Origin of the sequence: Hydrogenophaga sp. PBL-H3 (genome assembly GCF_010104355.1) — a bacterium.
Taxonomy (GTDB): Bacteria; Pseudomonadota; Gammaproteobacteria; order Burkholderiales; family Burkholderiaceae_C; genus Hydrogenophaga.
This window is the reverse complement of record NZ_CP044972.1, coordinates 361,835-377,522: the sequence shown is the minus strand read 5'-3', so window position 1 is coordinate 377,522 and position 15,688 is coordinate 361,835. Positions and strand designations below refer to the sequence as shown.

The 15,688-nt window shown below is 66.7% G+C and carries 15 protein-coding genes; 6 read left to right on the top strand and 9 right to left on the bottom strand.

Annotation, left to right across the window (positions count from 1 at the left end):
- Positions 1-92: 92 nt before the first annotated feature.
- The 4 genes from F9Z44_RS01795 to F9Z44_RS01780 all read right to left on the bottom strand — a co-directional run bounded on the left by F9Z44_RS01795 (position 93) and on the right by F9Z44_RS01780 (position 5,049).
- Positions 93-1,961: a potassium transporter Kup gene (locus tag F9Z44_RS01795; protein WP_159603049.1), complete on the bottom strand. Its 1,869-nt coding sequence runs from the start codon at positions 1,959-1,961 to the stop codon at positions 93-95.
- 132 nt (positions 1,962-2,093) lie between these two features.
- Positions 2,094-3,386 (bottom strand): glutamate--cysteine ligase, encoded by a 1,293-nt coding sequence (gene gshA, locus F9Z44_RS01790; RefSeq protein ID WP_159603047.1) that lies wholly within the window; start codon positions 3,384-3,386, stop codon positions 2,094-2,096.
- Between the two features lie 78 nt (positions 3,387-3,464).
- Complete coding sequence (locus tag F9Z44_RS01785) at positions 3,465-3,740, bottom strand: DUF2277 domain-containing protein (RefSeq protein WP_159603045.1); 276 nt, start codon at positions 3,738-3,740, stop codon at positions 3,465-3,467.
- Between the two features lie 28 nt (positions 3,741-3,768).
- Positions 3,769-5,049 (bottom strand): glutamate-5-semialdehyde dehydrogenase, encoded by a 1,281-nt coding sequence (locus F9Z44_RS01780; RefSeq protein WP_159603043.1) that lies wholly within the window; start codon positions 5,047-5,049, stop codon positions 3,769-3,771.
- A gap of 118 nt (positions 5,050-5,167) precedes the next feature.
- On the opposite strand from F9Z44_RS01780, the gene F9Z44_RS01775 reads away from it, so the two are divergent.
- Complete coding sequence (locus F9Z44_RS01775; RefSeq protein WP_159603041.1) at positions 5,168-5,500, top strand: flagellar basal body rod protein; 333 nt, start codon at positions 5,168-5,170, stop codon at positions 5,498-5,500.
- 66 nt (positions 5,501-5,566) lie between these two features.
- Here F9Z44_RS01775 and F9Z44_RS01770 read toward each other — a convergent pair whose 3' ends face one another.
- Positions 5,567-6,457, bottom strand: a complete 891-nt coding sequence (locus F9Z44_RS01770) for a class I SAM-dependent methyltransferase (RefSeq protein WP_159603039.1) — start codon at positions 6,455-6,457, stop codon at positions 5,567-5,569.
- Positions 6,458-6,586: 129 nt separating this feature from the next.
- Here F9Z44_RS01770 and F9Z44_RS01765 point away from each other — a divergent pair, with 129 nt between their 5' ends.
- On the top strand, positions 6,587-7,270 hold the full coding sequence (locus F9Z44_RS01765; RefSeq protein ID WP_159603037.1) for a winged helix-turn-helix transcriptional regulator: 684 nt from the start codon (positions 6,587-6,589) through the stop codon (positions 7,268-7,270).
- A gap of 24 nt (positions 7,271-7,294) precedes the next feature.
- Here F9Z44_RS01765 and F9Z44_RS01760 read toward each other — a convergent pair whose 3' ends face one another.
- From F9Z44_RS01760 to F9Z44_RS01745, 4 genes are all read right to left on the bottom strand, one after another.
- Entirely contained in the window at positions 7,295-8,623 is a 1,329-nt protein-coding gene (locus tag F9Z44_RS01760; RefSeq protein ID WP_159603035.1) for a TRAP transporter large permease, read from the bottom strand.
- Positions 8,620-9,177, bottom strand: coding sequence for a TRAP transporter small permease subunit (locus F9Z44_RS01755; RefSeq protein ID WP_159603033.1), 558 nt, complete (start codon positions 9,175-9,177; stop codon positions 8,620-8,622). Before F9Z44_RS01755 ends, F9Z44_RS01760 begins: the two co-directional genes overlap by 4 nt.
- Before the next feature lie 80 nt (positions 9,178-9,257).
- Positions 9,258-10,328, bottom strand: coding sequence for a C4-dicarboxylate TRAP transporter substrate-binding protein (locus tag F9Z44_RS01750; protein WP_159603031.1), 1,071 nt, complete (start codon positions 10,326-10,328; stop codon positions 9,258-9,260).
- 89 nt (positions 10,329-10,417) lie between these two features.
- A complete protein-coding gene (locus F9Z44_RS01745; RefSeq protein WP_236574226.1) occupies positions 10,418-11,146 on the bottom strand; it encodes a TetR/AcrR family transcriptional regulator in 729 nt (242 codons plus the stop codon).
- 85 nt (positions 11,147-11,231) lie between these two features.
- Here F9Z44_RS01745 and F9Z44_RS01740 point away from each other — a divergent pair, with 85 nt between their 5' ends.
- The 4 genes from F9Z44_RS01740 to F9Z44_RS01725 are packed head-to-tail and all read left to right on the top strand — an operon-like array spanning position 11,232 to position 15,664.
- Complete coding sequence (locus F9Z44_RS01740) at positions 11,232-11,873, top strand: CoxG family protein (RefSeq protein ID WP_159603027.1); 642 nt, start codon at positions 11,232-11,234, stop codon at positions 11,871-11,873.
- A gap of 10 nt (positions 11,874-11,883) precedes the next feature.
- Positions 11,884-12,747: an FAD binding domain-containing protein gene (locus F9Z44_RS01735; RefSeq protein ID WP_159603025.1), complete on the top strand. Its 864-nt coding sequence runs from the start codon at positions 11,884-11,886 to the stop codon at positions 12,745-12,747.
- A gap of 17 nt (positions 12,748-12,764) precedes the next feature.
- Entirely contained in the window at positions 12,765-13,250 is a 486-nt protein-coding gene (locus F9Z44_RS01730; protein WP_159603023.1) for a (2Fe-2S)-binding protein, read from the top strand.
- Positions 13,247-15,664 carry a xanthine dehydrogenase family protein molybdopterin-binding subunit gene (locus tag F9Z44_RS01725; protein WP_159603021.1) on the top strand — a complete coding sequence of 806 codons (2,418 nt, stop codon included), beginning with the start codon at positions 13,247-13,249 and terminating at the stop codon, positions 15,662-15,664. Before F9Z44_RS01730 ends, F9Z44_RS01725 begins: the two co-directional genes overlap by 4 nt.
- Positions 15,665-15,688: the final 24 nt, after the last annotated feature.

Genomic DNA, 15,688 nt, shown 5'->3' with positions numbered 1-15,688 from the left:
GAGCTTGTCGAAGGGGTCGACGGATTTACCAAGGTGCTGGCGAGGGCATCGACAAGCTCAGCCCGAACGGAAGGTGGGCGTTCAGGACAGCTTCAGATTTCGATCTTGGAACCCAGCTCGATCACCGCATTGCTCGGCAGGTGCAGGAATTCCGCCGCCGCGCTGGCGTTGTGGTGCATCTGCGCGAACAGCTTCTCGCGCCACGGCGCCATGCCGCTGCCCAGCGTGGGTGTGACCACATCGCGCGAGAGAAAGTAACTGGTCGTCATGGGTTCCAGCGAGCAGCCATGGCCGCGCATGAGCTGCAGCGCCTTGGGCACATCGGGGTCGTTCTTGAAACCGTAGTTCAGCACCACAGCCCAGCAGTCGTGGCCCAGCGGCTCGATCTGCAGCCGCTGCTCGGGCGCGATCCAGGGCACCTCATGGCTGCGCACGGTCACAAACAGGTTCTGCTCGTGCAGCACCTTGTTGTGCTTGAGGTTGTGCAGCATGGCATTGGGCACGGTGCCGGTCTCGGCAGTGAGGAACACCGCGGTACCACCCACACGCACCGGCGGGCTCACGAACACCGCCTCCAGAAAGCTCGGCAGGTCCAGCGCCTCGGCCTGCTGGGCCTCACCCATGAGGCCACGGCCGCGCTTCCAGGTCATCATGAGCGTGAACACCAGCCCGCCGATGAGCAGCGGGAACCAGCCGCCCGCGAACAGCTTGAGCAGGTTGGAGGTGAAGAACGCCAGGTCCACGACGAAGAAGAAGCCGGTGGCGGCCACGCACAGCCACAACGGGTATTTCCAGCCGTAGCGGATCACGTAAAACGTGAGCACGGTGGTGATCAGCATGTCCAGCGTGACCGCGATGCCGTAGGCAGCGGCCAGGTTGGAGGACGACCTGAACATCACCACCGCCAGCACGATGGCGCCAAACAGGCCCCAGTTCACGAAGGGCATGTAGATCTGGCCGGTGTCGTGCTCGCTGGTGTGCTGCACCTGCAGGCGCGGCAGATAGCCGAGTTGCATGGCCTGCTTGGTCACGCTGAACGCGCCGGTGATGAGGGCCTGCGAAGCAATCACGGTGGCCATGGTGGCCAGCAGCACCAGCGGCAGCAGGGCCCAGTCGGGCGCCATGTTGAAGAACGGGTTCTTCACCGCCTCGGGCCGCGCCAGCAGCAGCGCGCCCTGGCCAAAGTAGTTCAGCGTCAGGCAGGGCATGACCACCAGAAACCAGGCCAGGCGGATCGGCTTCTTGCCGAAGTGGCCGAGGTCGGCGTAAAGCGCTTCGGCACCGGTGACGCACAGCACCACGGCGCCCAGGATGATGAAGGTGGTGCCCGGCTGCTGCCACATGAAACGCAGCGCGTGGTGGGGGCTGAGCGCAGCCAATATTTCGGGGTGGTCCAGGATCTGCACCACGCCCAGGCCCGCGATGGTGAGGAACCACACCACGGTGATCGGGCCGAAGAACTTGCCGATGCCGCCGGTGCCGCGCTTTTGCACCGCGAACAGCGCAAACAGCACCACCAGCGTGATCGGCACCACGTACTGGCGGAAGGCGGGAGAAATGACTTCCAGACCCTCCACCGCCGAGAGCACCGAGATGGCCGGGGTGATGACACCGTCGCCATAAAACAGCGCGGTGCCGAAGATGCCGATGGCCAGCAGGGTCTGGCGCAGCTCGGGCCGGTCTTTCACCGCGGTGGAGGCCAGCGCCAGCATGGCGATCAGCCCGCCTTCGCCGTGGTTGTCGGCGCGCAGCACCAGCACCACGTACTTGAGCGAGACGATGACGGTCAGCGTCCAGAACAGAATGGACAGGACGCCATAGACGTTGGCGTGGGTGAACGGGACGTGGCCGGATCCGAAGACCTCTTTGACGGCGTACAGCACGCTCGTGCCGATATCGCCGTAGACCACACCGATGGCGCCCAGGGTGAGCGCCGTGAGAGACGATTTGGAAGCTGACACGAAACGACCCCTGCCTGTGGGCGCGGGGTTCATTGTCTTGGGAACGCGATTTTGCGCCTGCCCGCAGCGCCTTGTCTGCCGGGTGAGCGGTCTAAACCACAGTCCCCACGATCAATGTTGCAATGCAACAACTCACTCGTAGACTTCGGCGTCCGGGTCGGTGGCTTCCAGCTCGTAGCTGGCGGCCAGCATGGCCAGGCGTCCGATCACGCCGTACATGTAGAACCGGTTGGGCACGCTGGCGCCGGGCTTCACGCCGGGCTGCGGCAGCTGTGCGCTCTGCTCGAAGGCCAGCGGCACGTAGCTGGAGCCCGGGGCGTTGAGGTTCTCGTCCACGCCACGGTCGGCGTGCACGCGGTAGAAGCCGCCCACCACGTAGCGGTCCATCATGTAGACCACCGGCTCGGCCACCGCGCTGTTGATGCGCTCGTTGGTCAGCACGCCTTCCTGGATGATGACCTCGTGCACCGCCTGCCCGCCCTGGGCCACGGCCATGCGCTCCTTGGTTTTGGGCGAGAGGTTGTCGAGATCCTTGGCGTCGCGCACGGTGAGGATGCCCATGCCGCCGGTGCCGTTGTCGGCCTTGATCACCACGAACGGCTTCTCGTTGATGCCGTATTCCTTGTACTTGCGGCGGATCTTGCCCAGCAGCGCGTCGCTGTTGCTGCGCAGGCATTCCAGGCCGGCGTTGGTGTTGAAATCGACCTGGCCGCACTGGTTGAACATCGGATTGATGAGCCAGTGGTCCATGCCCAGCAGCTTGCCGAAGCGCTTGGACACCTCTTCATACGCCTTGAAGTGGTGGCTCTTGCGCCGCGTGGGCCAGCCCGCGTGCAGCGGTGGCAGCAGGTACTGCTCGTGCAGGTCTTCCACGATGCCGGGCACGCCCGCGCTCAGGTCGTTGTTGAGCAGGATGGTGCAGGGGTCGAAATTCTTCAGGCCCAGGCGACGCTTGCTGCGGATCAGCGGCTCCAGCACCACTTTCTCGCCACCGGGCAGCTCGATGGTGGTGGGCGCCTTGATGTCGTTGGACATGGAGCCCAGCCGCACGTTGAGCCCGGCCATGTAGAAGATGCGCTGCAACTGGGCCAGGTTGCTCAGGTAGAAGGTGTCGCGCGTGTTCTCGGGGATCAGCAGCAGGTTCTTGGCCTCGGGGCAGATCTTCTCGATGGCGGCCATGGCCGCCTGCACCGCCAGCGGAATCATCTCGGGCGTGAGGTGGTTCCAGCCGCCGGGGTAGAGGTTGGTGTCCACCGGCGCGAGTTTGAAGCCGGCGTTGCGCACGTCCACCGAGCTGTAGAACGGCGGCGTGTGCTCCATCCACTCCAGCCGGAACCAGCGCTCGATCACCGGAGTGGACTCGAGGATGCGCTGCTCAAGCTCGTTGATGGGGCCAGTCAGGGCGGTGACGAGGTGGGGGACCATAGGAAAAGGCCTGCGGCGGCAACGGGTGGGGGTAGTCAGTGTAATGGGGCCGGATGACACCCATTTCAATGGGCACCGTCACCGAGCCGCGCCGAAACGGGCGGCCGTTCGGGCTCGGGCCTTGGCCGCTTCCACCGCGCGATCACGCGGTTCAGCGCTCGTGCGCAGCGACTGGATCAGCTCGCGCGCGGAGCCCGCCACCTGCTCCACCGCGCGGTCAAACGCGGCTTCGTTGGCTTGGGAGGGCACGTTGAAACCGCTGAGCTTGCGCACGAACTGCAACGCGGCGTCCCGGATCTCCAGCTCGGTCGCGGGCGGCTCGAAGTTGAACAGGGTCTTGATGTTGCGGCACATGGCCACCCTCCTGCTGATGGACGGTCGGTCAGCCCCGCACTTCGCCCTCGCCCAGCACCACGTATTTCAGCGAGGTCAAGCCCTCCACACCCACCGGCCCGCGGGCGTGGAACTTGTCGGTGGAGATGCCGATTTCTGCGCCCAGGCCGAACTCGAAACCGTCGGCGAAGCGGGTGCTCGCATTCACCATCACGCTGGCCGAATCCACCTCACGCAGGAAACGCTGGGCGTGCCTGTGGTCGGTGGTGAGGATGGCGTCGGTGTGGTGGCTGCTGTAGTGGTTGATGTGGGCAATCGCCTCGTCCACGCCGTCCACCAGCTTGATGCTGATCACCGGCGCGAGGTATTCCTCGGACCAGTCGGCCTCGGTCGCGTCTTTCAGGTGGGCGCCCGGCACCGTGGCCAGGATCGCCTTCGATTCCGGGCAGCAGCGCATCTCCACGCCCTTGGCCGCGTAGATGGCGCCGATTTTCGGCAGGAAATCGGCCGCCACGGCGCGCGCCACCAGCAAGCTCTCGGTGGCATTGCAGGGGCTGTACTTCTGGGTCTTGGCGTTGTCGGCCACGGTCACGGCCATGGCGATGTCGCAGGGGTCGTCCACGTAGGTGTGGCAGTTGCCGTCCAGGTGCTTGATGACGGGCACCTTGGCTTCGGCGCTGATGCGCTCGATCAGGCCCTTGCCACCGCGCGGAATGATCACGTCCACGTACTGCGGCATGGTGATGAGCTGGCCCACGGCGGCGCGGTCGGTGGTGGGCACGAGCTGCACCGCGTCGGCCGGCAGGCCAGCGTCCACCATGGCGCGCTGCACCAGCGCGGCCAACGCGCGGTTAGACTCGATGGCCTCAGAGCCGCCGCGCAGGATGGCCGCGTTGCCGCTCTTGATGGACAGCGACGCGGCTTCGATGGTCACGTTGGGCCGGCTCTCGTAGATCATGCCGAAGACGCCGATGGGCACGCGCATCTGCCCCACGCGAATGCCGCTGGGCATCTGCTTCAGACCGGTGATGTCGCCAATGATCTCGGGCATGGCGGCGAGCTGCTCGCAGCCCTGGGCGCAGGTCTCGATGACCCGGGGCGTGAGCTTGAGGCGGTCCACCAGGGGTTCGGCCAGACCGGCGGCGCGGGCGCGCTCCAGGTCCTTGGCGTTGTCGAGCTGCAGCGCCTGCACATTGGCGCGCAGCAAGGCGGCCAGGCCGAGCAAGGCGCGCTGTTTGGTGGCCGCGCTGGCCTTGGCCATGAGCGCCGAGGCCGCCTTGGCCTGCTGGCCCAGGGTGTGCATGAGTTCGGTGGTGTTGGTCGCGTTCATGCGCGAGATTTTCGCAGAGGGGAGGCGCTTGTGTCGGCCATGGGCTCAAGTTGCCGCCGCGCCAGCCGATAGACCGGAGGAGATAGCCGTCCATCCGCCCTCCTTCACCCCGTCCACCATGTCCATCTCCACCCTCTCAGGCAGCTCGGCCTCCGCCATTGGTCTGAGCGGCATGCGCGCCGCGCAACTCAAGCTGGACTCACACGCGCACAACCTGGCCAACGTGCAGACGCCTGAGTTCCGGCGCCAGCTGACGGCCCAGACCGCCCGGCCCGACGCGGGCGGCGTGGACGCGCAGGTCGGCCGTGAGGCCGAGGTGTCGAAGCCTTTTGACCGGCTGGCCGACGATCTGGTGGGGCAGCGCATCAGCCTCTACAGCTTCGCCGCCAACCTGCGCACGGTGCAGACGGAAGACCGCATGCTCGGCACCTTGCTGGACACGCGGGCCTGAGGTTCTGTCCGTCGCCACACCCCGGCTGGCCTCGCCCTGAAGCCGTCCGACGACATCACGGCCCGCTCAGCGCGTGCCCGCCCCCACCAGCATCTCGCACGGCCCCACGAAACCCTCTGTCGGGGTTTCAAAGCGGAGCAAGGCTTCCTCGATTTCTCGCCAGGTGTCGGCGCGTTCGTCTTCGCTCAGGCCGGCCATCATCTGGTGCAGGGCACCGAAGGACTCGCGCTCGAAGCGCACGCACTCGGCGGCACTCGGCAGGCGGACCGGGGAATCGACCTTGCGCACCTCCACGTTCCGAAAGCCCGCTTGCTCCAGCGTCTTCGCCAGCACGCCCTCGCCGCCCAGGGAGAACGGCCCAGGCTGCCCGGGCAAGGGGGGCGGCAGCTGCGCGCGGCGCCGGATGATGCCGACCGGCAGCGCGAAGAAGGGGTTGCGCTCGGCCGTGGAGTACACCACCGCGGCGAAGCGCCCTCCCGGCTTCAGGGCATGGCGGATGCCGGCGAGAGCGCGCTGCTGGTCGGGAAAATAGATCAGGCCGACGCGCGACACCGCGGCATCAAAAGACGCGCCGGGCACCAGGTCGTGGCGCTCGCCATCGAGTTCCATCGTGTCCACGTTCGCCAGCCCGGCCTGCTCGGCCGCCGCGCGCGCATGGCGCAGGATGGCAGGCGAGATGTCGGTGGCCAGGACATGGCCGCCAGCGCCCACGCGGCGCGCGGCGACCAGGGTTTGTTCACCCGCGCCGGCCGCCACGTCGAGCACACGCGCACCAAGGCCGACCGCCGCCATGTCGAGCATGGCCTCGGTGGCCGGGCCGAGCCATCGCGCCAGCAAGGGGCCCCATCGGTTCCAGGCTTCGGCGGTGTTCTCCCACTGCGCGCGCGTGGTCTGGCGAAACTTCTCGGCGTCGAAGACGGCCGGGGCAGCGGGGGCGGAAACGAGGGCTTCGGTCATGGCAGTGCTCCTTGGGGATCGACCGGTGCGACATGCACGGTCGGGCTCCAAGGTATGCCGGGTGCCGGGCGCGCTCAAGTCCAGAATCTGGAGTAGGCGTTCTGACAGCACACGACTAGACTGGTCCGCATGATCGACTACATGCAGTTCTGTACCGTGGCCCGGGGCGCCGAGGTGCTGGGCGAACTGTGGACGCCGCTGGTGGTGCGCGAGCTGCTGTGCGGCAGCCACCGCTTCAACGACATCCACCGTGGCGTGCCGCGCATGTCGGCCACGCTGCTCACGCAGCGCCTGCGCAAGCTCGAAGAGATCGGTGTCGTCGAGCGGCGCCGCGTCGAGAAGAACTGGGAATACCACCTCACGCCTGCGGGCGAGGAGCTGCGGCCGATCGTGGTGGGCCTGGGCCACTGGGGGGCACGCTGGATCGGCAGCCGGCTGCGGCCCGAGCAGCTCGACGCCGGTTTCCTGATGTGGGACATCCGCCGCTTCGCGCGCATGGAGGAGTTCCCCGACGCCGAACGCACGGTGGTCCATTTCCGGTTCAGCGATGGCCCGGCGACCGAGCGGCAATGGTGGCTGGTGGTGGAAGACCACGTGGCCGACCTGTGCCGCGACGATCCGGGCCACGACGTCAGCGTGCAGGTCGACTCGACGGTGCGCGCGCTCACCGAAATCTGGACCGGCGACAGCGCCCCGGAGCGGGAAATTCAGTCGGGCGACCTGACGGTGCAGGGCGCGGGGCGCAATGGCCAGCGGCTCTGGCGCTGGCTGGGGCGCAGCGTGTTTGCGCCCACGCGCATGGCGCAGCGCTGAGCCTGCGCCACGCGCGTGGTCGCCTCAGGTCAGGGCCAGCGCCATGACCGGGAAGATGGCAATCAGCAGCAGGACGACCAGCATCACACCCACATAGGGGAGCGAGCCTGCAAAGATGCTTTCCACCGACACCTTGGGGTCGTTCAGGGTGGACTTGACCGTGAACACGGAGATGCCGAACGGCGGGGTGAGCAGGCCGATCTCCACCGCGATGACGGTGATGATGCCGAAGTGGATCAGGTTGAAGTCCAGCCCGGCCGCGATCGGCACGGCCACCGGCGTCATGATCAGCAAGATGGAACTGGAGTCCAGGATCATGCCCAGCAGCAGCAGGATCAGCACGTACAGCGCCAGAAAGCCATAAGGACCCAGCCCTGCGGCCTGCACCACGTCGCTGATCGCCACGGGCACGCCAGCCACCGACAACATGCGGCTGTAGAAGCCCGCGGCCACCAGCAGGATCAGGATGCCGACCGACACCGCCCCGGTTTCGGTGAGCACGCGCCACAGGTTGCCGCCGCCCAGCTTGCGCCGCAGGATGGCGATGACGAAGGCACCGAAGGCACCCACGCCGCCAGCTTCGGTGGGCGTGAAGAAACCGGAGTACAGCCCGCCCAGCACCAGCGCCACCAGCGCAGCGATGGGGAGCAGCTTGCCCAGCATCTCGGAGGTGGTGAGCAGGCGCGCGGTGCTGCGCTCGGCGGCCATTTCGGCCTGGCGCTTGAGATCGAACACCAGGCCGGGCGTGAACTTGGCCATGAGAATGATCATGATGGCGAAGGCTGCCGCCATCACGAAGCCGGGGATGATGCCGGCGATGAACAGGGTGCCGATGGACTGCTCGGCCAGCACGCCGTAGATGATGAGCAGCAGGCTGGGCGGGATCATCATCCCCAGAACCGAACTGCCAGCCACGGTGCCGGCGGCGAAGCTGGTGCGGTAGCCGTGGTGAACCATTTCGGGCACGGCCACACGGGTGAACACCGCCGCCGAGGCGATGGACACGCCGGTGACGGCGGCAAACACGGTGTTGGCCGCCACGGTGGCCACGCCCAGTCCGCCGCGCAGGCGCCGCAACAGGGTTTCGGCCACGTCGAAGGTGTCCTTGCCCACGTTCGATATCGAGACCAGCAAGCCCATCAACACAAAGAGCGGGATGGTGGCAAAGATGTAGTCGGCCACACCGTTGTAGGCCGAGAGGTACATCAGCCGCATGGCCATGTCCACGTCTTCACGGATGAGCCAGATGCCGGCAAAACCGACGGCGGTGAGGGCCACGGCGATGTGCAGGCCGATCAGCACGAGAAAGACCAGGGCTCCGATCAGGAGCCCGCCCAGAGCGAGTTCGCTCATGCGTGTGCTCCGGTGGACGGTGGCTGGCGCAGCAGCGAGGGGATGCACGCGAGGTAAGACAGGGCGGCGGCCACAGAGCCCAGCACGATGAGCGCGCGAAACGGCCAGGTGACAACGGTGAAGACGCCCTGCACGCCGAAATACTCGTGAATCTTCATGGCCTCGGTGAGCTCGGGCCAGGAGATGGCGGCCAGCGCAAAGAAGAGCAGCGCGCCCACGACGACGTTGATCACCTCCAGCGCTTTCACCGTGCCCGGTGAACGCCTGCCGATGATCTGCAGCAGGAAGTCGCTGCGCGTCATGCGGCCGGAGCAAACGGCGGCGGCCAACTGCAGGAAGACGATGGAGGCCACCGAGCGCGCGGCGAACTCGGCCACGCCGGTGATGGGTGCATCGAAGAAGTTGCGTCCCAGCACGTCGGCCACGATCAGCAGCATCATGAGGAAGATCCACACCGTGCCCACGGCGGCCAGCACGTTGGCCACGCCCTGCAGGGGGTTGGTGAGGCCGGCGACCGCGGGGGTCTCGCTGGCGAAGTCGGGTTCGTTGTGCACAGGTCACCTGTGAAAGCGGAGGGAAAGAACACCCCGACCACGCTGGGCGCGGCCGGGTGCACGAGATGGCCCGGGGCCGATCAACGGTTCTGGAGGTCCCAGTCGCGCAGGGGCTTCACGCCACGGGCGCGCAGTTCGTCGAAGTAAGCCTTGAGCACCTGCTTGCCTGCATCACCCGTGCCTTGCAGCCAGGGGGCCACGATGTTGGGCAGGCCATTGACCCACTTGGTCTTCTCGGCTTGCGGCAAATCGGTGATCTGCAGGCCGGCGGCCTTCATGGTGTCCAGCGCAGCGTTGGCGGTCTTGGTGACGTGCTTGCCATGGGCGATCGACGTGGCCTTGCCGGCCTTGAGCATCGCGTCCTGCACTTCCTTGGGCATGCCGTCGAACACCTTCTTGTTCACCGCCACGCTGCCGAAGTACATGGCACCGATGTCGATGCGGGTGAGGTTCTTGGCCACCTCGTACACGCGGGCTGGGCCGATGCCGCTGGCAAACGAGAGAGCGCCATCGGTCACGCCGGTCTGGATGTTGGTGTAGTAGGTGGTCAGCGCGCCGTCCACCGGGGTGGCGCCGGTCTCGCGCAGCCAGTTGGCCGAGGTGCCGGGGGCGTTGATGCGCTTGTTCTTCAGGCTGCTCATGTCCTTCACCGGGAAGGTGGCGTAGATGTCGTAGCTGTCGGTGATCAGCGACGACAGCGGCACCATGTTCTGTGCGGCCCAGCTGTCGCGCAGGGCAGGCACGGTGGCGTTGAGCTTGTCGAATATCTCGATCAGCTGTTCGTGGTTGGTGGTGGCGAACGGGGTGAAGTAGGTCACGTTCTGCAGCGGCATGGCGGAGTTTTCCCACACCGTGCCGACCATGCCCACGTCCACGATGCCGTCGCGCACGGCGGCGCGGGTGTCGGTGAACTTGTAGAGCGTGCCGCCGTAGTTCTCGCGCCAGCGCACCTCGTATTTCGCGCCGCCTTCCTTCAGGATGCGATCCACCTCGGGCTGGAACACTTCCTTCATCGCGAAGGCCCAGATATTGGTGGTGGGGTGGCTGGAGCCGATGTTGACCGTGACGCGTTGCTGCGCCATGGCGGAACCGGCAGCCAGCGTGGCGCCCATGGCGACCAGGGTCGCGATGGCGATTTTCTTGAGCTTCATGTTGTCTCCTCGGTGGGTGTCATGGCTGAGGGTTCAGCCGGGTTGGCGGGATGCCGGCGCCCCCGCACCGGCTTCATCAAAGGGGTGGGTCAGCGTTGGACTGGCTGCTTGCGTGTGCTCCTGGCGTGGTCGGCAAACAGGTCGCGGCTGGCGTTCAGGTAGGCGCGCACGCGGTCGCGCACCAGCTCTTCGTCGTAGCCCTCGTGGGCGCTTTCGCTGTACACGTCTTGCGCGTAAATCCAGCGGCGCATGGTGATGTAGAAGAAGCCGCCGTGCAGGCCCATGAGCAGTTCCATCTCTCGCTCGCTGGGCTTGGCACGGCTGACCACGCCGCGGAAGCGGCGCGTCTCGCGGATCAGGCGCGGAAACAGGCGCGCGCGCAGCATGGCAAAGAAGCGGTCGGTGATGGTGTGGTCGGTCAGGCCAGAAAACACCAGGATGCGCACGAACTCCTGCGAAAGCGTGATCGTCACGTATTCCCAATAGAAAGCGGTGAGCTTGTCTTCCACCGGCGTGTCGGGGTTGTCGAGCAACGCATCCCACTCGGCGCGCCAGCGACCTTCAAACACCTCAAGGTAAACGCGGTCCACCAACGCCTGCTTGGTGGGGAAGTAGTGATAGAGCAGGGCGTGTGTCACGCCGATGCTCTTGGCCAGGTCGCGCAGCTGGCCATTGAAGCCATGCACCGAGAAGAACTGGATCGCGCCGTCCAGGATCTGGCGCTCTCGCTCGGCCACACCCATGCGCCGACGTGCCGGGACTTCGGCGGCCTGTTTTCTGGCCTCCTGGGCCTTGTCAGGGTTTGTCTGGATGCGCACGCTATTTACCGATCGGTCAATGATTCGTACCATTGTTAACCGACTGGTAAACAAAAACACCCGTGAAAACCCGAGGATTCAAGGCATGGAATTGACTGGAGACATCCTGATCGGCGCACCGCGCGAGAAGGTCTGGGCCGGGCTCAACGATCCCGAGATCCTGACGCGCTGCATCCCCGGCTGCGAAGCCATGGAAGCCACCAGCCCGACCGAACGCACCGCCCGCGTGGCCGTGAAGATCGGCCCGGTGCGTGCCCGCTTCGTGGGCCATGTGCGCATGGAAGACATCCGCCACAACGAGGGCTGCGTGCTGCGCTTTCAGGGCTCGGGCGGCGCGGCCGGCATGGCCAAGGGCCAATCGAATGTGGAACTCACCGACGAGGCCGGTGGCACGCGTTTGCGCTACACCGCACAAGCCGCCATCGGCGGCAAGCTCGGCCAGGTGGGCGGCCGCATGATCGACGCCGCCTCCAAGCAGATGGCCGACCAGTTCTTCACCGCGTTCAATGAACAGATGGTGGGTGTGCCGGTGGTGGAGGCCGTTGAAACAACGCCTGCAGAGACCGCACCCGCTGCCACCGCCGCAGCGCCCTCCCCCTTCGTGCCGCGCACCGTTCATGCGCCCCAGCCCGTCGTCAGCGGCGAAGGGGTTCGCGTGTTGTGGTTCGTGCTCGGCTCCCTCTCCACCGGCTTCGGCGTGTGGATCGCCTCCCTGTTGACTTCTTGAGGACCGCTCCATGAAAGCCGCTGCCTTCGACTACGTCAAACCCGCTTCCATCGACCAGGTGATCGCGCTGCTGCAGGAGCACGGCGACGACGCCCGCCTGCTGGCCGGTGGCCAGACCCTCATGGCCACCCTGAACATGCGCCTGTCCGAGCCGCAACTGGTGATCGACATCACTGGCATCGAATCACTGCGCGGCATCAGCGTGCAGGGCAAGGTGCTGCGCATCGGCGCGCTGGTCACCCACACCGACATCGAGCTCAGTCCGCTGGTGGCGCGCCACGCACCGCTGCTCAAGGCGGCCGCGCCCCACATCGCGCACCGCGCCATCCGCAACAGCGGCACCTTTGGCGGCTCCATCGCCTACGCCGACCCCGCCGCCGAGTGGCCTACCTGCCTGCTGGCGCTGGGTGGCACTGTGGTGGCGCGCGGACCGAAAGGCGAACGCCGCATCGCTGCCGACGACTTCTTCACGGGCCTCTACAGCACCGCGCTGCAGCCCGACGAACTGCTGGTCGCCTGCGAGATTCCACTGGCTGGCGCCGAGCACTGGTTCGGCTTCAGCGAACTGGCACGCCGTCACGGTGACTACGCCATCGTGGGCCTGGCCGCCACCGCACGGCGCGAAGGCTCGGCATTGCACGACCTGCGCATCGTGCTGCTGGGTGCAGACGCCACGCCGGTGCGTGCCCGGAAGACCGAAGCGCTGCTGGAAGGCCGCGCCGTCGACGCGGCCACTGTGGACCAGGCCGTGGCCAGTCTGCGCAGCGAAATCGACCCGCTGCCCGACCTGACCAACACCCCCGACACCAAACGGCATCTCGCCGGCGTGCTGCTGCAACGCATGCTGCCCTCCCCGGCCACTTCCAGCGCCTGAGCCCCCAAGGAACCCCCATGGCAGACCTGTACCCGATCAAAGTCACCGTCAACGGCAAGCCGCACCAGTGCAGCGTGCAACCGCGCACCCACCTGGTGGACTTCTTGCGCGAAGACCTCGGCCTCAAGGGCAGCCACCTCGGCTGTGAGCACGGCGTGTGCGGCGCCTGTACGGTGGAGCTCAACGGCCAGATCGTGCGCGGCTGCCTCACCCTGGCCGTGCAGGCCAACGGCGGCACAGTGCAGACCATCGAAGGCGTGAGTGAGTCCGGCGTGATCCGAGATCTGCAAGAGGCCTTTGTGCGACGCAACGCGCTGCAGTGCGGCTTCTGCACCTCGGGCATGTTGATGGCGGCCAAGGAGCTGGTGGAGCAGATGCCCCACGCCAACCGCGCCGAGGTGCGCGAGTGGATCTCGGGCAACTACTGCCGCTGCACCGGCTACCACGCCATCGTCGACGCGATCTGCGACGTGCTGCAACAACGCAAGGAGGCCACCGCATGAGACGCGACACCGTCAACCTGGAGCCCGGCGTCGACCACAGCCGCCCGCTGACCCCGGTCAACGACGACCAGCGCTACATCGGCGCGTCGGTGCCGCGCGGCGGCATCGAGCGGCTCACCCAAGGGCTGGGTCAGTACGTGGACGACATCGAGCTGCCGCGCATGGCCCACGTGGTGTACTGGCGCAGCCCGGTGGCGCACATGCGCATCAAGTCCGTGAACGCCGAATTTGCCCGCGCCATGCCCGGCGTGCTGCTGGTGGCCGACGGGCAGGACCTCGCCAAGGTCTGCAAACCCTGGGTGGCCACGCTGGGCCACCTGGCGGGCATGAAATCAGCACCGCAGTACGCGCTGGCGCTGGACCGTGCCTGCTGGCAAGGTGAGCCGGTGGTGGCCGTGGTGGCCGAGAGCCGCGCCCAGGCCGAAGACGCGCTGGCCTACATCGAGGTGGAGTGGGAAGAACTGCCCGCCGCCACCGACATGCTCACCGCGCTGGACCCAGCCACGCCGCTGATCCACCCCGAGCTGGGCGACAACCTGTGCTTCACCCGCACGCTGGATGTGGGTCAGGTCGACGAGACCTTTGCCAACGCCGACGTGGTGGCCGACATCGAGTTCGAGTTTGGTCGCCACACCGGCGTGACGCTGGAGCCGCGCGCGCAGATCGCGCACTGGAGCCCGGCCGACCGACGCCTCACGGTCTACCACTCGTGCCAGGCGCCGCACATGATGCAGGACCTCTATGGTCGCCAGTTCGATCTGCCAGCTAGCGCCATCCGCGTGGTCTGCAAAGACGTGGGCGGCTCCTTCGGCATCAAGGTGCACGCGTACCCCGACGACTTCGCCACCGTGGCGCTGTCCATCCTGCTGGGCCGCCCGGTGAAGTTCGTGGCCGACCGGCTGGAGAGCTTCACCAGCGACATCCACGCGCGGCACCACGCCATCAAGGCGCGCATCGCGGTCAACCGCGACGGCGAGATCCTCGGCTTCGACATGGATGACCTCACCGGCATTGGCCCGTACTCCATGTTCCCGCGCACCAGCGCCATCGAAGGCAACCAGGTGGTCAACCTCGTGGGGGGGCCCTACAAACACAAGCACTACCGCGCCAAGCTCAACGTGGTGTTCCAGAACAAGACGCCCACCTGCCAGTACCGCGGCGTGGGCCACCCGATTGCCTGCGCCGTGACCGAAGCGCTGGTGGACCTGGCCGCGCAGAAGATCGGCATGGACCCGCTGCGCATCCGCGAACTCAACGTGATCCCTGACGACGCCTACCCCACGGCCGGCATCTCGGGCATCAAGCTGGAAATCCTCTCGCACGAGGCGAGCCTGAAAAAGCTGCGCGAGCTGATGGACTACGACGCGCTGCGCGCCGAGCAGGCCGCACTGAGAAAGCAGGGCATCCATCGCGGCATCGGCTTTGCCACCGTGATCGAGCTCACCAACCCGAGTGCCGCGTTCTACGGCGTGGGCGGTGCGCGCATCGCCTCGCAGGACGGCGCCACCGTGCGGCTGGACCCCGAAGGCCACATCACCGTGCTCATCGGTGTGGGCGAGCAGGGCCAGGGCACCGAAGGCATCTACCAGCAGATCGCGGCCGACGCGGTGGGCGTGGACATCAGCAAGGTGCGCGTGGTCACCGGCGACACCGACGCCACGCCGTATGGCGGTGGCACCTGGGCCTCGCGCGGCGCGGGCATTGGCGGTGAAGCTGTGTTGCTCGCCGGCCAGGCGCTGCGCGAGAACATCGTGAAGGTGGCGGCCATCATCCTCAAGCACGACGGCGCCACGCTGGCGGTGCGCCGCGACCGCATCGTGGACACCATCACCGGCGAAGAGCTGTTGCCGTTGGCCGAGCTGGGGCGCATCGCCTATTTCCGCTCCGACACGCTCCCCGCCGAGTTCACACCCGAGCTAATGGTCACGCGGCACTACGCGCAGCGCGACTTCCCGTTCATCTTCACCAACGGCGTGCAGGCGTCTTACGTGGAGGTGGATCCCGACACCGGTTTCGTGAAGCTGCTCAAGCACTGGGCGGTGGAAGACTGCGGCCGCGTGCTCAACCCCATGCTGGTGGATGAGCAGATGCGCGGCGCCATCGTGCAGGGCATCGGCGGCGCGCTGCTGGAAGAGTGCCTCTTTGATGACAGCGGTCTGATGATCAACGCCAGCATGGCCGACTACCTCGTGCCCATGTCGGCCGAGATGCCCGACATCGAAGTGGCACACATCCAGACGCCCACCGCCACATCGAAGTTGGGCGCCAAGGGTGCGGGCGAGGCCGGCACGGCGGGCGCTCCCGCGGCGGTGATGAACGCCATCAACGACGCGATCGCGCCGTTCGATGCGCATGTGTTCTCGCAACCCATCACGCCGCAAAAGGTGCTGCGCGCACTGGGCAAGGTGCGCTGACGATCCAGCGCGCCCTGCCCGGGT

Coding starts and splice junctions, on each gene's coding strand:
- gshA (WP_159603047.1), bottom strand. CDS start 3,386: ATGGTCCCCCACCTCGTCACCGCCCTGACTGGCCCCATCAACGAGCTT.
- F9Z44_RS01785 (WP_159603045.1), bottom strand. CDS start 3,740: ATGTGCCGCAACATCAAGACCCTGTTCAACTTCGAGCCGCCCGCGACC.
- F9Z44_RS01780 (WP_159603043.1), bottom strand. CDS start 5,049: ATGAACGCGACCAACACCACCGAACTCATGCACACCCTGGGCCAGCAG.
- F9Z44_RS01775 (WP_159603041.1), top strand. CDS start 5,168: ATGTCCATCTCCACCCTCTCAGGCAGCTCGGCCTCCGCCATTGGTCTG.
- F9Z44_RS01770 (WP_159603039.1), bottom strand. CDS start 6,457: ATGACCGAAGCCCTCGTTTCCGCCCCCGCTGCCCCGGCCGTCTTCGAC.
- F9Z44_RS01765 (WP_159603037.1), top strand. CDS start 6,587: ATGATCGACTACATGCAGTTCTGTACCGTGGCCCGGGGCGCCGAGGTG.
- F9Z44_RS01760 (WP_159603035.1), bottom strand. CDS start 8,623: ATGAGCGAACTCGCTCTGGGCGGGCTCCTGATCGGAGCCCTGGTCTTT.
- F9Z44_RS01750 (WP_159603031.1), bottom strand. CDS start 10,328: ATGAAGCTCAAGAAAATCGCCATCGCGACCCTGGTCGCCATGGGCGCC.
- F9Z44_RS01740 (WP_159603027.1), top strand. CDS start 11,232: ATGGAATTGACTGGAGACATCCTGATCGGCGCACCGCGCGAGAAGGTC.
- F9Z44_RS01735 (WP_159603025.1), top strand. CDS start 11,884: ATGAAAGCCGCTGCCTTCGACTACGTCAAACCCGCTTCCATCGACCAG.
- F9Z44_RS01730 (WP_159603023.1), top strand. CDS start 12,765: ATGGCAGACCTGTACCCGATCAAAGTCACCGTCAACGGCAAGCCGCAC.
- F9Z44_RS01725 (WP_159603021.1), top strand. CDS start 13,247: ATGAGACGCGACACCGTCAACCTGGAGCCCGGCGTCGACCACAGCCGC.